Genomic DNA, 15,178 nt, shown 5'->3' on the forward strand with positions numbered 1-15,178 from the left:
GTATTGCCAGACTGCAACCCGCAGCCACGAACTGAAACACGCCCTTACATTGGAAATTTACCATTTCCATATGATCCGTCAGATGCTTTTCAGCTCTTCCGCGCTGAACCAGAGATGGCGAATGATGGATTTGGCCGCTATGGTCAGGCGTTTTTCCAATGCGGTGGTTTTGCTGGAAGCCGTCCGAACTGCGGTGTCTTACATGCATAAATATCTTTCTCACCGCGCCGTCCTGTCATTTACAGGAACGGACCGCGCCAGCTTTCTTCAGGGGCTCGTCACCAATGACGTCCAGGCCCTGACGGACAGCACGGCGGTCTGGAGCGCCCTGCTCACGCCGCAGGGACGGTGGCTGAGTGAATTCTTTCTATATGATGCCCCTGACCGCATCCTGATGGACTGCCCGGCCAATCATGCGGATATGCTCGTCAAACGCCTGTCGCGCTTTCGCCTGCGTGCGGATGTTCAGATCGAGAAGACAGGCCTGCATATCGTAACAGGCACGGAAAACAGTCCTATGCCGGAAAGTGCGGTCACAAACGCCCCGGACCCAAGATGCGATGATGCAGGATGGCGGGCTATCGTGACCGAATCAGGCACTAGCGGTGAAACACCTGCCGAATTTCTGGAGCGCCGTCTGACGCTGGGATTGCCAGACGTCATGGATTTCGAGAGCGAACAGACACTGGCGCTCGAAGCCGACATGGATCTGTTGCACGGCGTGTCGTGGAAAAAAGGCTGCTACATGGGGCAGGAACTGACAGCCCGCACGCATTACCGCGGCCTCGTCAAACGCCGCCTGCTACCGGTCGTTCTATCGGACGGCGTGTTCCCGGATGAAGGCGGCGTTATCGTTTCCGGCGAGCGTGAAGTGGGCGACATCCGTTCCCGCAGCGGCAATCGGGCGCTCGCCATGTTGCGGCGGGATGCATGGTCTGCGCCGGAGCTGACATGCAACGGACAGCCACTTTCTGTAGTCTGGCCCGTCTGGTTTCCCGAGGAGATGCGTTCGTGACCTATATTGCCCCCGCCCCGTCCGCCGTCGATGAGATCATCGCAAAGGTGAAATTCGATGCGAACGGCCTGATCTCCGCCCTCGCGCAGGCGCCGGACGGCGTGGTGCTGATGCTCGCCTGGATGAACGCCGACGCCCTGCGCGAGACGCTTCTGACCGGTCGCGTCTGTTACTGGTCCCGCAGCCGTCAGAAGCTCTGGCGCAAGGGCGAAACCTCCGGCCAGCAGCAGAAACTCATTGAAGCGCGCCTCGACTGCGACATGGATGCTGTTCTGATGATCGTCGATCAGACCGGCGTGGCCTGCCATACCGGTCGCCGGAGCTGTTTCTATCACGGCGTGACGCCGGACGGGCTGCGTGACACGTCGCAGCCCGAAATCAGCGCCGAAGAGCTTTACGGCCGCTGATCGACCACAGTCGCAGCGGTCCAGCCCGGCACGAGGAACGTAGCCGGGCAGCCGTTCTGATCGTCTGGTGAGGACAGATAGGCCCCCTCATACGGGAAACGCGACAGCTTCTTTGGGTCCAGCGTAAACCAGAGCTGCGTCAGGACCATCTGGCCATTATGCGCAGGCTCGCAACGCACCTGAAGAGCGCGGCTGTCCCGGACATTCATCAGACGCGCGAAAGTGGCCAGCATGTCATCGCGGTTGACCTGAAACCCGGCCTGCTGCGACAGCCACAGCCCGAACGCCGAAGCGGCAAGCCGGTCCCGCATTTCCATGGACGTGACGAAAAAGCGGTCCGCATCATAGCCAAAGCAGCGGGCATGTTTGGTGTATTCATGCACGTAAAGCGGCTTCTTCAGATGCGGCACAACACCCCGCAGCGCCTCAACCGTTGTCGGCAGAAGCTGCGGCGGCGTGTCGTCGTGGTCGTAGAGATCACAGCCCTTGGACCACCACTCCTGTACCGGCACACCCTGCGCTTCCAGAGCATGGGGCTCTGAAGCCCACAGCCCGTGCAGGCCGATCGAGATGCGATGCGTCTGGTCCGCTTCACATCCACCACCGGAAGCACAGAAACCCGGCTGCCAGGTCAGCGCCAGCGTGTCATGCCGGAAATCAGTATGGGCCGTGGGGGTGAGCGAAGGCCCGCTCGGAACCTGCGAGACGCAGCCTCCCAGCAGAAAAAGAGCAGCAAGAACGGAACGCTTCACGCGGATAGCCCTCTGGCATGATGGGTCAGATGGTCCGCAATAAAACTCTGCACGAACCAGTAGGAATGGTCATAGGCGGCATGGCGGCGCAGTTCGAGAGACTGTCTGCCCTCTTTTGCAGCCCCTTCCAGTGCCTCGGGACACAGATCCGTCAGATACTGGTCCATCAGTCCCTGATCCACGAGAATGGTGGACGGGTGCGTACGCCCTGAACGCAGCAGCAGCGTGGGGTCGCAGCTCTGCCATTTTGCCGGATCGCCGCCGAAATACGCATCGAACGCCTTCTGCCCCCAGGGCACCGTGCTCGGATGGCAGATCGGCGCGAAAGCCGAGACGGTCTTCCAGCGATCGGGGTGTTTCAGCGCCTGAAGCAGCGCGCCCATCCCCCCCATGGAATGCCCCATGATGCCGCGCCGTGCACCGTCCAGCGGATAGAGCCGCTCGGTCAGCGCAGGCAGCTCTTCGCCAACATAGGTCTCCATGCGGTAATGCCGGCTCCAGGGCTCGGAGGTGGCATCAATATAGAACCCGGCCCCCGATCCCAGATCATAGGAATCATCCTCGCCTTTTGTGCCCGTATGGCGCGGAGACGTGTCGGGGGCGACCAGCGCGATGCCATGTTCAGCGGCAAAGCGGAGCGCATTGGCCTTGATGAGGAACGTCTCCTGCGTCGCCGTCAGGCCGCCAAGGACATGAATGACCGGGACTGCCTGCCCCGCGAGCGCTTCTTTCGGCAGAAACACTCCAAACGTCGCAGGCACGCCCAGAGCTTCGGAATTGTGCCGGACAAACCGCAGGGAGCCGTCAAAACAGGCGTGATGCGCCAGAACTTCAATGTCGGACATACTCAGTACTCCACGACAGTACGGATGCTCTCGCCACGGCTCATCATGTCAAAACCCAGATTGATGTCGGACAGCTGGAGCTTGTGTGTGATGAGAGAGTCGATATCGATCCGGCCTTCCATGTACCAGTCCACGATTTTCGGCACATCGGTCCGCCCGCGCGCGCCGCCGAACGCCGATCCGATCCAGCGCCGCCCCGTGACGAGCTGGAACGGCCGTGTGCTGATTTCCTGCCCTGCCCCGGCCACACCGATAACGCAGGACACACCCCACCCACGATGCGCGCTCTCAAGCGCCTGACGCATCAGGGTCGGGTTGCCGACACACTCAAATGTGTAGTCCAGACCACCGCCCGTCATCTCGATCAGATGGCCGACGAGATCTCCATCCGGCCCCAGATCCTTCGGGTTCACAAAATCCGTCATGCCGAACTGGCGCGCGATCGCCTCGCGTTCGGGGTTGATGTCGATGCCAATGATCCGGTTGGCCCCGACCATTTTCGCACCCTGAATGACATTCAGGCCAATGCCTCCCAGCCCGAACACTGCAACGGTTGCGCCGGCTTCGACCTTGGCCGTGAACAGCACGGCCCCGATGCAGGTCGTCACACCGCAGCCGATGTAGCAGATCTTGTCGAACGGCGCGTCGGAGCGGATTTTCGCCAGCGCGATTTCCGGCAGGACCGTGAAATTCGCAAAGGTCGAGCAGCCCATGTAGTGATGGATCGTCTGGCCTTTGTAGGAGAAACGGGACGTGCCATCCGGCATCAGCCCCTTGCCCTGCGTGCTGCGGATGGACGTGCACAGGTTCGTCTTGCGCGACAGGCAGGACGGACATTCCCGGCACTCAGGCGTATAGAGCGGAATAACGTGATCGCCGGGTTTGAGGTGTTTCACCCCGGCGCCAACCTCACGGACGATCCCCGCACCTTCATGTCCAAGGATGGCTGGAAACAGACCTTCAGGGTCCTGACCGGAGAGCGTGTATTTGTCGGTATGGCACAGCCCCGTAGCCATGATCTCGACCAGGACTTCCCCGTCGCGCGGGCCTTCGAGCTGAACCGTGTCGATTTCCAGCGGTCTGCCGGCTTCGAACGCAATGGCGGCGGTTACGTCCATAACATCACTCTCCTCTGAAACGGTCTGGACAGGGTGTCGTATCAGAGGGCATCGCGGCAAGAGCCCGCTGCAAAAGAAAGTAAAGTGACAGACACCCTTTGGTGTTGGCCGGGGACAGACTTCACCGCTACGCTCGCCCGCAACGTCCCAGCATATCCCGTCATCCGAGGAGACAGCCGTTTGATCGTCAACCGTCCACATGGACTGGCCATTCTTTTCCGGGAATCCCTGCCCCCCCTGATCATCCTGACGCTGTGGGACTTCGTGGTGGTCGTCCTGTTCCAGATCTTCCATCAGGACTGGATGGAACAGCCCTCCCTGCCGATTTCCCTGATGGGTTCGGCGCTGGCAATCTTCCTGAGCATGCGCAACAACGCGGCCTATAACCGCTGGTGGGAAGGCCGCACCCTGTGGGGAGCGATCACCAACAACTGCCGCTCCTTTGGTCGTGAAGCCGCGACCCTTCTGGGCGGGCGTCCGGATCTGGCCCGTGCCATGGCTGCATACCCGCATGTTCTGCGGGCGGCGCTGAGAGGCGATCCGCCCAATGAGGACACAAAGAGACTGCTGACCCCTGAGATGTACGAGAAGGTCTCGTCCTGCTCAAACACGGCCAACATGCTGCTCTATCAAATTGGTCTGGGCGTGCGGGACGAGGTCGAGCTCAAAGGAATCGATGGCGCAGTTCACGGGACGGTAGACCGTATCCTGTCCGACATTGCCAACGCCCAGGGCGGACTGGAGCGTATCAAGAACACTCCGCTGCCGGCTCAGTATTCCCTGCTGCCTGAAATCGCGACGCATCTGTTCTGCATCATCCTGCCGCTTTCGGCTGTTCAGACGCTCGGCTGGATCACGCCACTGGGCTCCAGTATCATAGGAATGCTCTTCCAGATGCTCGACCGCAGCGGCCGCGACCTTCAGGAACCCTTCAAGAAGAGCGTTCACGCCCTGCCGATGCTCACCATGGCCCGCACGATTGAGCGCGATCTGCTGCAACCGATCGGGGATACCCCGCCCGATCCGATCCAGCCCGTCCACGGCGTTCAGCCCTGATACGGCTGTAAAAGAAGCCCCCAGAAAACCCTGTGAACAGACCAAGACAGGAGGGGGTTTTTCTGCTATAAGCTGCGGCTATGAACACGTTCAAAAGCCCCCAGAAGGGCGGCATGACCGATGAAATGGCTCGTGTCGCAGCCAACAATACTGCCCGTCAGACCGACCCGGACCACGATACGGACCCGTTCCGCGAAGGTGACTCCATTGTTTACGCCGCCCATGGTGTCGGGCGCGTGGACAAGATCGGCATGGTCGATGTCGCTGATACCGTGATCGAGATGATCCAGATCTCCTTCCCCGGCAACCAGATGACGCTGCGCATCCCGCTGGCCAAGGCCCGTAAGGCCGGTCTGCGCAAGATCGTCACGCGTGATATCGTCGACAAGGCGATGACCGTCATCAAGGGCAAGCCGCATGTCAGCAAAGGCATGTGGGCCCGGCGCGCCGTCGCGTATCAGGAAAAGATCAACTCCGGTGATCTGATCCAGATTGCCGAGGTTCTGCGCGATCTGCGCCGCAACGTTGACAGCCTCGACGGCAGTTTCTCCGAGCGCAAGCTGTTCGAAGCCGCACAGGAACGTTTCGTGGCCGAAGTGGCCGTCCTCGAAAACGTCGATCCGGCACAGGTTCTCGAAAACCTGACCAAGACGATGAAGGCCGCCTGAAGCGCAGTTTGAAAAGCCTTCGTTTCTCCAATATGGATCAGGATGTGGTTTTCTTCGCATCCCGGACGGGGTCTCTCGCGTTGGCGACACGAGAGACCTTTTCCGTGATGTGTTTTCAGTCACGGTTTCAAACCTGCATTCACAAGGAGAGGTGAGGCCCTATGCCTGCCCCTTACAAAAACCGTTTCGCCGGCAAAAAAGTCCTCGTCACCGGGGCATCCCAGGGAATTGGCGAGGCTACTGCGCTTCGTTTTGCCGAAGAAGGCGCGCAGGTCGCCCTTAACGGCCGCAAGGAAGACAAGCTGATCGCCGTCCGCGAGAAGCTGCCCAAGGTCTCCGGCGGAGAGCACCCGATCGCCACGGGTGACATCTCCAAGGAAGACGACGTCAAGCGTCTGGTCGCTGACAGCATCAAGGCCATGGGCGGTCTGGACGTTCTGGTCTGCAATGCGGGCTATCAGATCCCGTCGCCCTCCGAAGACATCAAGCTTGAAGACTTTGAAGGCGTGATGGCCGTCAACGTTACGGGCGTGATGCTGCCGTGCCGCGAAGTTCTGCGCTACTGGCTGGAAAACGGCATCCAGGGGTCGATCATCGTGAACTCCTCCGTTCACCAGATCATCCCAAAACCCCATTATCTGGGCTATTCCGCCTCCAAGGGTGCTGTTGGCAATATTGTCCGCACGCTGGCGCTGGAATATGCCGGACGTGGCATCCGCGTAAATGCCGTGGCTCCCGGCGCCATCGTGACGCCGATCAACATGTCGTGGGTTAACGACCCCGAACAGTACAAAGCCGTCGCCAGCCACATCCCAATGAAGCGCCCTGGCGAAGGCCGTGAAATCGCAGATGCCATCACCTTCCTTGCCGCTGAAGACAGCACTTACATTACGGGCCAGACCCTGTATGTGGATGGTGGTCTGACGCTCTATGGCGACTTCGAAAAGAACTGGTCCTCGTAACCAAAATGGCCCCTTCCCTTACTGTTCTGCTGATCGAGGATGACTTCCTGATCCGAACCTGTCTGGCAGAATTCCTGCTCGACAGCGGCCTTACGGTCAGGGAAGCGGATAATTGTGCTGAGGCCCGCGCCATCATTGGCGCGGAGCCGAAGCTGGACGCCCTTGTGGCGGACATGACCCTTCCGGACGGGGATGGCATGAACCTTATCCACCCCGCTCGCGAAAGGTGGCCAGATCTTCCCGTCATCTATATCAGCGGTCATGGCGACCTGCGGCGGGACGAGACGTCCGGCGATCCCGCACGGGACCGTTTCATCTCCAAGCCTTATACGCTAGCAAGCATTCTGGAGGCCCTTCTGGACATGACATCGGCGGCCTCGGACTAGGAGATCCGTATGTCTGCCAGTCTGGACAGGCCAGCACTCGACGATCCAGCCGCGGCACCTGAGGAAGATCAGGTCAGCCCTTCAGACCGTCTGGCCCATGCGCAGGACGCCATGGCCCGCAAAGATCCTGAACAGGCGCTGAAAGCGGCGGGCCCATCTCCGGATGGTGCAACGGAAATTCCCGCCCTGCATTATGTCCGGGCCCGCGCCCTGTTCCATCTTCACCGCTACGACGAGTGTGCAGAAGAGCTTGAAAAAGCCAGTGCCAATGTGGGACCGCATGCCATCGCCCTGCTGCTAGACGAAGCCGTTTCCATGCGGCGGCGGGACGATCTTCTGCCTCTGCTGGAGATCTGCCGCAGGCGCAAACCGGACGATGCCCGACTGATGGATGCCGAGGCCACGGTGCTGATCCAGCTTGCACGTTTCGAGCAGGCAGAACTTCTTCTGCGCCAGAGCCTTCAGCGCCGTCCCGGGAACCGCAGCACGCTCAACCTGCTTGCCCTCCTCCTGACAGAAACCGGACGTTTCGATGGTGCCCTCGCGGTTATGGACGGTCTACGTGAGAGCGACCCGGATGACTGGGAGCCGCTGTGCAACATGGCCTGCATCCTCAGCAGCCTGGGCCGGATGGAAGAAGCAGCCAACCTGTACCGTCAGGCGGTCCCCATGGCCCCGCAGGATCCGCGCCTGCGTCTGAACCATTCCATCACTATGCTCAAGAGTGGACGCATGGCGCAGGGTTGGACAGAACATGAATGGCGCTTCGGCCTGCCGGGCCATACCAGTATGCCGCTGGACCGCCTTCTACCCAATATTTCTCCTGAGCTGGATCTGAGAGGCAAGCGCGTCCTCATTACGCAGGAAGAGGGCTTGGGCGATACGCTCATGTATCTGCGCTACATCCCGCCCCTCTCCCGCACAGGGGCGATCATCCATATCTGGGGCACAGAAACCTTGGCCGCGATCTGCGAACGCGTCTCCGGGGTCGCGGAAGTGCAGTTTGGCGGCGGAACACCGGAATACGACTATCACTGCCCCTTCATCAGCCTGCCCCGCGCCTTTTCCGGAACGCCCGACGCAATGGGGGCACCCGTCCCCTACCTCAGCGCTGACCGTCGGAAAGCCGAAATGTGGCGCCAGCGCCTTCAGGACGATCACAAATTGCGGGTCGGTCTCGTCTGGGCCGGGGCCGCGCGTCCTGAAGACACGGCGGCGCTCATGGTGGACCGCCAGCGCTCCATGCCGCTTTCGACCCTTGCCCCTCTGGCTGATATCGAGGGTGCAAGCTTCTATGCCCTGCAAAAAGATCGTCCGGCTGAACAGATCCCCGATTTCCCATGTGAGCTGATCAACTTCATGCCCGAATGTCACACAATGGACGACACGGCGGCCCTGATGGTGAACCTCGACATCATCGTCTCGGTGGATACGTCTGCTGTTCATCTGGCCGGAGGCTTGGGCAAACCTGTCATCATGATGGACCGCGTCAACAACTGCTGGCGCTGGCTGCATGGGCGCGATGATACGCCCTGGTACCCGCAGATGACGATCGTCCGCCAGACCCGCTTTGCGGACTGGTCGGACGTTGTGGAGCGCGTGAAACGGCTTCTCGAAACCGCCGTTGCCACCCATTAAAACTCAGTAGCTATAGCCGTAGGACAGACCGATGCTCGATCCCGGATCGTTTTCCGGTGTCGTAAAGCCCGTAACCTGACCACCCGTCCCCACCGTTGTGTTGAACTTCAGCCGCTTCGTCAGGTCGATCTGCACCTGCGCCTGCGTTCCGGAACCGGACGTTGCCTGCTTGGCACCAACATACACGCCCTTCATGACGTATTTCCCGGCCTCGACACTGGTGCCACCATTATCCACGCCACTGCCGCCACCGACGGCCAGACGGTCCAGCCCCAGCAGGTTGCGCACCTTGCTCAGCGGATCGAAGGCCGAACCACCTGCAAGCTGGACAACGGCTGCGCCCAGTTCCGCAAGCTGCGTTGTGGAGAGCGAGTGGCTATCGGTGCCGAACAGCAGGATGGACAGGACCTGATCGCGCGGCAGGCTGGGCGTGGAGGCGAAGTCGATCTTCGGGGCGCTGGCGTAACCCGACACCAGAAGGCTCGCGAGTATGCCGCTGGCATTGCGGTCCGCACGGAAATCAAGTGTCGGATCAAGCTTGTGGTTCACACCCGAACCGTTGAACGCCACACGCCCGTTGGTGAAGTTGAGATTGATCCCACCCAGATTGAAATTGCCGCGCTTGAGATCGAACCCACCATTAACCGACGGCTCCGCACTCGTGCCGCGCACACGCAGACGGCCCTGCATTTCCGCAAACACGCCGTGCCCGCGCACGAAGAACTCGCCTGGCGAAATCACATCTATGCCCAGACCGATAATCAGGCTCGAACCCGAACTGCCAGCCGGTTTCTGTCCCGGACGGATCACATCGAGCTGTGGCACGGATGCAGGCATCGAGTCCGGAATATTAATCGTGGCGTTGGGAATGGTGACCTTGCCGTCCACATCCAGTCGGGTCGTGGCCTGACCATGAATATGCAGGTCGGTATTGATCGTCGCGGTCAGCAGATCGCTCGAAACAGGCCGCGCTTTTTCAGACGTGATGTGCAGATCGACCGGAAGATCCGGTCGGAACGCTCCAACAGTTCCGTCCAGCGCAATCGTTCCTGGACCTGCATGGGCGACAATGTGGTTGACGGCGATGCTGTCTCCGGATGCGACTAGGGCGCCGTTGATGTGATTGAGATGCACACCCTGCGCGTAGTGATCAAAGGAGGCGTTCTCCAGTGTGACCTGTCCTGTCGCCCGTGGTTGGGCAGCAGTACCGGCGACATTGAGGTTAATGCCGACTTTGCCGGCCACTCCCATGCCACTGGCACCAAGAACGGCATTTCCAACGGACAGATCGACATGACCTGTGGTTGCAAGCGCCATCGCGCCTGTGCTGGAGAGGGGCGCGGTACCCCGTACGGCCAGCGCCACGGACGGTCCGGCACCCAGGGTCGCATCCACCTTCGCGGAAGTGCCGGCCAGTCCCACATTGGCCAGAATCTGTGCCGCCGGAAGAGACGCTGCAGGTCCGGTCCGCATCCGCAGATCACGCCCCGTCAGTGAGACCGTTCCCGTTGGAGCGGCCAGCGTCCCGCCAAGCCTAGCGTTGAGCGAAATCGCACCGGTTGCCGAAAGATCGGGCGCAAAGGGTTTGGCGATCGCAGGCGTGATATGATCCAGACGCGCCGTGAGCGCGAGCGCCGGTTTCAGCGTACCCGCAACATCGATCGTCGCAGGCGCAACGCCCTGCGGCGCAATCGTCGCCAGCAGATGGTCCACACCCATCGTCTTGCCGAACGACACGACGGCCGGACGGCTCAGACGCAGGCTCTCGCCCTTGGCCAGAGCCGTCAACTGCCCGAGGCGCACCGTCTTTTCAGGCACGTTCAGCATAAGCGCTGTGTCGATGTTCGCGGGCGCATCCATCACGTTCTGGAAGGCCGCATTCAGTGCAATGGCCATAGCGGTCTGCGGGCCCTTGATCGTGGCGTGCGCCTTCCCCGTCATGGCCTGATAACGCATCCCGGCCAGATCCAGCACCAGAGCGGGTTCGGGGGCGTCGATCGGGTTCGTGATGGTCCCGCTGACCTTCAGCGACTGGACGGCGGCCTGCGCCATCGACAACATCCCGTCGAGCCCGACCTTCACGACAGGCGGCGCATTTTCAGCTTCCGTAGTGTGCAGGCCCAGCGTCAGGTGGCCTGAAATCGCCTGCCCGATCAGACGCCTGAAATCGCCCAGATTGCGGATCGAGACATCCAGATCCCCCAGCGGCACCTTGGCCCCCTTGGGCAGCCGGAGCTTGCCTTTCCCGCTCAGACTGTTCCAGTCCAGCGTATTCAGATCCAGATGATATGCCCCTGCGTCATCCTGCTGAAAGGCCGTATCGAGCACCAGCGGCGCATGATCCAGCGTTCCCTTGGCCGTCAGCGTTCCGTCCGGGTGAGACGGCAAATGCTGGACGTCGGCATGAAGCGCCACAGGGCCTTTCGCCACGTCTTTTGTGCCGAAATCCCCGCTCAGATCAGCCTTCACTGTCAGATCGTCAGTCGGACCGTCGGCCGTAGCTGTCAGCGTCGTATTGCCGAGGATGGCGGGGCTGGCCTTTGCAAGATCGGGTAACTGGACTGAAGCCTTCGTCTGCATCCGGTTGCCATGCGCCATGTCGATCACGGACGACACCAGCATGTGCAGCGCCGCGCCATCCAGCGCAAAGCTTTTCAGCGTCAGGACATTGGCCGGAGATTTCGCCAGATCGAGCGAGAATGTGCCGCTCTTGCCGATCAGGTTCAGGGCCTGCGCCTGACCACCCGTAACAGCGAGCGTCCCCGTGCTTTTCAGCGTCAGATCATCCTGCTTCGTGACCGGCATGGCGAAATCGGCATGTAGCCCGGCACTGCCTTTAAGCTCCGTGCTGCCCATCGCCGCAAGCGGATGCAGATCCGGCAGATCAAGATCCAGATGCCCTTTGGGAGCAGGCTTCAGATCCGCTGTTGCGGTCGCATGAAGTAGCGGATGGTCCAGCTTCACCACGAGCGGCGCAGACGCGGCCAGCGGATGTGCCAGAACATCCAGCGTCAACGGCGCGGATGCCAGAATCGTGGGCTGGGAGCCCGGTATTCTCAACCCGTCCAGAGAGGCCGTCAGGTGACCTGTCGCATCTTCCGGACGGCTACCTTCGACCCCTTCAAACTGCGCATGCAGATGCCCGATCCCCGCGCCCGCAGCCGTCAGCGCGTCGATATCAAGAACGCCCTGCCCGTTCGGCGCCATCAGCGGACCATGCAGATCGGTATCCAGCGCAATGCTGTTCCAGGCAATCCCGGGTCGCAGCGTCATGGCCGGCGCATCGGCTTTCACATGCAGATCCCCGATACGGGTCAGCAGGTTGATCGTCCCGCTGGCGGATGCCTTGACCGGCCCTGCACCCAGTCCGAAATCCAGCACGGATGCCGTGCGCGGACCATTGAGATTCAGATGCAGATCCACCGGATCGAGTTGCGGCAACTGACCAATCGTCGTGGCAAACCCGTTTGGCCCTTCCTGAAACCGGACCCCGACCGCAAGACGGTTCTTCGGCGTCTGGACATTCAGGGTGAGATTGCCCGGCTGATCCAGCCGCTTCAGCGCCAGCGCCACATCCATGACTGGCAGCGTCCGCACTGTCACGCCGTCCAGAAACGGCGCGATGCTGTGAATATGGGCGTGCCCGTCCAGCGAAAAGACGGTCGGCGTGACGGTATAATCCGGTCCGATCTCCAGCCGCCCGACATGCAGCGAAACCAGATCGACACGCACATGCAGTTTCGAAGGCGCGCTGCTGGTCGTCGTCTGCTTGACAGGCGTCGTTTCGGGCCCGGGCACCATCTTGCGCATCACGGCAATACGCGACGCACTAAGATTCGTGATCTTCGCATCCAGATGCAGCAGCGACAGGGGAGACCAGCGCAGATCGGCATTATCGAGCTCGATCCAGGGGCCTTTGGCATCCTTGATCAGCAGTTTCGCGACTGCCAGATGATGCGGCAGAAAGCCCGACAACCCCGAAATCTCGACCATACCGCCCGTCAGCGGGCCGATCTTGCGCTCGATCAGGCGCTGGCCGGGGGAGATGTTGATCCCGACCAACACACCCGTCACCGCCACGGCCACAAGCCCCACCGGCACGATGACAAGACCGGCCGCGACACGAAGAAGAATTCTGCGAACACGCATCAGAACGTCTCCCCGAGGCCGAAATACAGTTCCCATTTATCGCCGTAAGCCGGACGGTTCATTGGCAGCGCCACGTCCACGCGGATCGGCCCGATCGGCGTGAAATACCGTACGCCACCACCGTAGCCGACCCGGAGCTTCCCCTGTCCCGGCCGCGATCCTGTCCCGACCTGCCCCGCATCCACGAACCCAGCAAAACCCAGATTCATCGGCAGACGCTGGCGGAACTCGACGCTGCCTGCATCCATGGATGTGCCACCGATGCCGTATTTCGTGTTGCCGTATTGCGGCCCGACACCCTGATAACGGAACCCGCGCACCGTCGCCGGTCCACCGGCATAGAGCCGCTGATCGGGCGGGATCTGGTAGGTGGATGCTCCCTGCACCGAGCCCACGATGCCTCTGACGGCGATGATGCTCCGTCCGGGACGGGAAATGCCGAGATGCTTCAGGTCGAAATAGGTCGAGACCTGCGCGGAGAGCAGCGTGAAGAACGACGACCCGCTCTCAAGTGACTCCGATGGCGTCACCGAAAGCGATGCCCGCAGACCATGTGTTGCAGGATCAATCGGATTGGAGAGCTGGGTACTGTCGAACGTGGCATTCAGGGGGGCCGAGACGATGAAATAGCTCCGCGTGTCCCCGAACTGCTGGATCTGCTCCTGCTCGCCCATCACGCCGCCCGAGATGTTCCAGTACTTTCCGACATGCCGGTTCAGCCCGGCCCGGCCGATGATGGCGGTCTGGTGGTAGGAATAGAGAAGCTGGCGGATGCCTTCGAGGCGCACGCTCAGATTTTGTCCTTTCGACAGAAAATCCGGCTTCATGAAATCGGCATAGACGTCATAGCCAAGTCCCTGCTGGGCCGAACCACCGAGGCCCGTAATCAGGGCCGTCAGTCGTAACTGTTCGGCATTGCCCAGAAGATTGTGATGCGTCCAGCTCACACCCACACGCCCGCCAAGATCGGTCGAATATCCAACTTCCGCCGACAGCGTACGCCGTTTGGCTTCCTTGAAACTGAACTCGATCGGCATGGCCTGAAGGATGCCGGGCATGAGGGTCTTGCCAGGTGGAAGGGTGATGATCGGGGGGGCATTGCGGACCTGTACGGACGCGAACACACCCGTGCTCGCCAGATCCTGACGCGCGGCCTCTATCCGAGATGGACGGTACAGTTCGCCTTCTTTGAGCTCCAGCCGGTTCATCAGGTAGCTCTGGTTGGTCTGTTTCAGCCCAGTCATAGCCACTGGCCCGATCACGACCCTGGGGCCGCGGGTCACCCGAAACACGATATCCAGCGTATGCGTCTGGGGCTTCAGATAAGCCAGAGGAGTGGAAACGCTGGCTGTGGCGTAGCCTTCTTCCTGAAGCTGGCTGAGCAGACCGTTCTGTGCGGCCAAAACATCTGCCGCCACGGCAGGCTGCCCCGACGAAAGGCCAAATGCCTTGCGCTCCGCCGGCAGCAGACTGACGGGCTGGGCCTGCGCGATGGCCTGTTCGGATGTGGCTGCAACTGTCGCGGCGGGAGGAGCAGCAGGCGCAGTTTTTTCGCCCGTGGCGGTCTTAACCGACGTCTTCGCAACAGGCGCCTTGGCACTGGACTGCTTCATGGCGGGAGCGGTTGCCGCAGGCGTAGCTGGGGACGGCGCGGGAATGGACGTCGCAGGCGCTTCCTGTGGCGGCGTAGTCAGTGCAACGGTGCCCAGACTGAACCTGGGCCCAAGCGTGGCCGAAATCGTGATGGTGACTTTCTGGCCCTTGCCCAATGCCTTGAGGATATCCGGAAGGGACGGGTCTTTGCCATCCACCGTCTGTGCACCTGCCTTGACGCTGATCTTTACCGAACCCGCGTAATACCCTTGGGATTCAAGCGCACTGTTGACCCGGTCGTAATCGCTGCGGATCCGTCCGGCGAGCGCATACGCACCGACGGTATGAGACGTCTGAAGCGATTTCAGCTGTGAGGATGCGCTGATGGCCGCGTCCAGATCGGCCTGTTTTGTCGGCGTCAGTGTAACGGCATAGGGGATCGCGGGATCCGATGTGCCATCCGTTACGGGCTTTGCATTTGCAGCCGCCTTCGACGCTTTTGCTTCCACAGGAAGTGGGGCGCAAAAAAACGTCACGATGCCCAGCATGCAGGACATCGAAACGACTGACACAGAAAAAGAAACTGGGC

General features: G+C 61.0%; 12 protein-coding genes. 7 read left to right on the forward strand and 5 right to left on the reverse strand.

What is annotated here, in order from left to right:
* Positions 1–82: 82 nt before the first annotated feature.
* Both JK202_RS08255 and hisI read left to right on the forward strand, forming a co-directional pair.
* Positions 83–1,015 (forward strand): folate-binding protein YgfZ, encoded by a 933-nt coding sequence (locus JK202_RS08255; RefSeq protein ID WP_249199822.1) that lies wholly within the window; start codon positions 83–85, stop codon positions 1,013–1,015.
* Positions 1,012–1,422 carry a phosphoribosyl-AMP cyclohydrolase gene (hisI, locus tag JK202_RS08260; RefSeq protein ID WP_211560070.1) on the forward strand — a complete coding sequence of 137 codons (411 nt, stop codon included), beginning with the start codon at positions 1,012–1,014 and terminating at the stop codon, positions 1,420–1,422. The genes JK202_RS08255 and hisI overlap by 4 nt, the downstream gene beginning before the upstream one ends.
* On the opposite strand, the gene JK202_RS08265 is transcribed toward hisI, so the two are convergent.
* The 3 genes from JK202_RS08265 to JK202_RS08275 are packed head-to-tail and all read right to left on the reverse strand — an operon-like array spanning position 1,410 to position 4,137.
* A complete protein-coding gene (locus JK202_RS08265; protein WP_211560072.1) occupies positions 1,410–2,174 on the reverse strand; it encodes a ribonuclease T2 family protein in 765 nt (254 codons plus the stop codon). The genes hisI and JK202_RS08265 overlap by 13 nt on opposite strands.
* A complete protein-coding gene (fghA, locus tag JK202_RS08270) occupies positions 2,171–3,019 on the reverse strand; it encodes an S-formylglutathione hydrolase (RefSeq protein ID WP_211560074.1) in 849 nt (282 codons plus the stop codon). Before fghA ends, JK202_RS08265 begins: the two co-directional genes overlap by 4 nt.
* Before the next feature lie 2 nt (positions 3,020–3,021).
* The gene (locus JK202_RS08275) at positions 3,022–4,137 is read right to left on the reverse strand and encodes an S-(hydroxymethyl)glutathione dehydrogenase/class III alcohol dehydrogenase (RefSeq protein ID WP_211560076.1); all 1,116 of its coding nucleotides are present in this window, start codon (positions 4,135–4,137) and stop codon (positions 3,022–3,024) included.
* 180 nt (positions 4,138–4,317) lie between these two features.
* Between JK202_RS08275 and JK202_RS08280 the strand changes: the two genes are divergently transcribed.
* The 5 genes from JK202_RS08280 to JK202_RS08300 all read left to right on the forward strand — a co-directional run bounded on the left by JK202_RS08280 (position 4,318) and on the right by JK202_RS08300 (position 8,847).
* A complete protein-coding gene (locus JK202_RS08280) occupies positions 4,318–5,193 on the forward strand; it encodes a bestrophin family protein (RefSeq protein ID WP_211560260.1) in 876 nt (291 codons plus the stop codon).
* Positions 5,194–5,273: 80 nt separating this feature from the next.
* Entirely contained in the window at positions 5,274–5,861 is a 588-nt protein-coding gene (locus tag JK202_RS08285; protein ID WP_062502026.1) for a CarD family transcriptional regulator, read from the forward strand.
* A 161-nt stretch (positions 5,862–6,022) separates the two neighbouring features.
* Positions 6,023–6,823, forward strand: coding sequence for an SDR family NAD(P)-dependent oxidoreductase (locus JK202_RS08290; protein WP_211560078.1), 801 nt, complete (start codon positions 6,023–6,025; stop codon positions 6,821–6,823).
* A 5-nt stretch (positions 6,824–6,828) separates the two neighbouring features.
* A complete protein-coding gene (locus JK202_RS08295) occupies positions 6,829–7,209 on the forward strand; it encodes a response regulator (protein WP_211560079.1) in 381 nt (126 codons plus the stop codon).
* A gap of 9 nt (positions 7,210–7,218) precedes the next feature.
* Positions 7,219–8,847, forward strand: coding sequence for a tetratricopeptide repeat protein (locus JK202_RS08300; protein ID WP_211560081.1), 1,629 nt, complete (start codon positions 7,219–7,221; stop codon positions 8,845–8,847).
* A gap of 3 nt (positions 8,848–8,850) precedes the next feature.
* Here JK202_RS08300 and JK202_RS08305 read toward each other — a convergent pair whose 3' ends face one another.
* Positions 8,851–12,996 carry a translocation/assembly module TamB domain-containing protein gene (locus tag JK202_RS08305; RefSeq protein WP_211560083.1) on the reverse strand — a complete coding sequence of 1,382 codons (4,146 nt, stop codon included), beginning with the start codon at positions 12,994–12,996 and terminating at the stop codon, positions 8,851–8,853.
* The gene (locus JK202_RS08310) at positions 12,996–15,146 is read right to left on the reverse strand and encodes a BamA/TamA family outer membrane protein (RefSeq protein ID WP_211560085.1); all 2,151 of its coding nucleotides are present in this window, start codon (positions 15,144–15,146) and stop codon (positions 12,996–12,998) included. The genes JK202_RS08305 and JK202_RS08310 overlap by 1 nt, the downstream gene beginning before the upstream one ends.
* Positions 15,147–15,178: the final 32 nt, after the last annotated feature.

Origin of the sequence: Gluconobacter sp. Dm-62, assembly GCF_018256155.1 — a bacterium.
Taxonomy (GTDB): domain Bacteria; phylum Pseudomonadota; class Alphaproteobacteria; order Acetobacterales; family Acetobacteraceae; genus Gluconobacter.

Excerpts from the sequence above, each read along its gene's own strand:
- JK202_RS08255 (WP_249199822.1), top strand. The coding sequence starts at position 83 with ATGCTTTTCAGCTCTTCCGCGCTGAACCAGAGATGGCGAATGATGGAT.
- fghA (WP_211560074.1), bottom strand. The coding sequence starts at position 3,019 with ATGTCCGACATTGAAGTTCTGGCGCATCACGCCTGTTTTGACGGCTCC.
- JK202_RS08275 (WP_211560076.1), bottom strand. The coding sequence starts at position 4,137 with ATGGACGTAACCGCCGCCATTGCGTTCGAAGCCGGCAGACCGCTGGAA.
- JK202_RS08285 (WP_062502026.1), top strand. The coding sequence starts at position 5,274 with ATGAACACGTTCAAAAGCCCCCAGAAGGGCGGCATGACCGATGAAATG.
- JK202_RS08290 (WP_211560078.1), top strand. The coding sequence starts at position 6,023 with ATGCCTGCCCCTTACAAAAACCGTTTCGCCGGCAAAAAAGTCCTCGTC.
- JK202_RS08295 (WP_211560079.1), top strand. The coding sequence starts at position 6,829 with ATGGCCCCTTCCCTTACTGTTCTGCTGATCGAGGATGACTTCCTGATC.
- JK202_RS08300 (WP_211560081.1), top strand. The coding sequence starts at position 7,219 with ATGTCTGCCAGTCTGGACAGGCCAGCACTCGACGATCCAGCCGCGGCA.
- JK202_RS08305 (WP_211560083.1), bottom strand. The coding sequence starts at position 12,996 with ATGCGTGTTCGCAGAATTCTTCTTCGTGTCGCGGCCGGTCTTGTCATC.
- JK202_RS08310 (WP_211560085.1), bottom strand. The coding sequence starts at position 15,146 with ATGTCCTGCATGCTGGGCATCGTGACGTTTTTTTGCGCCCCACTTCCT.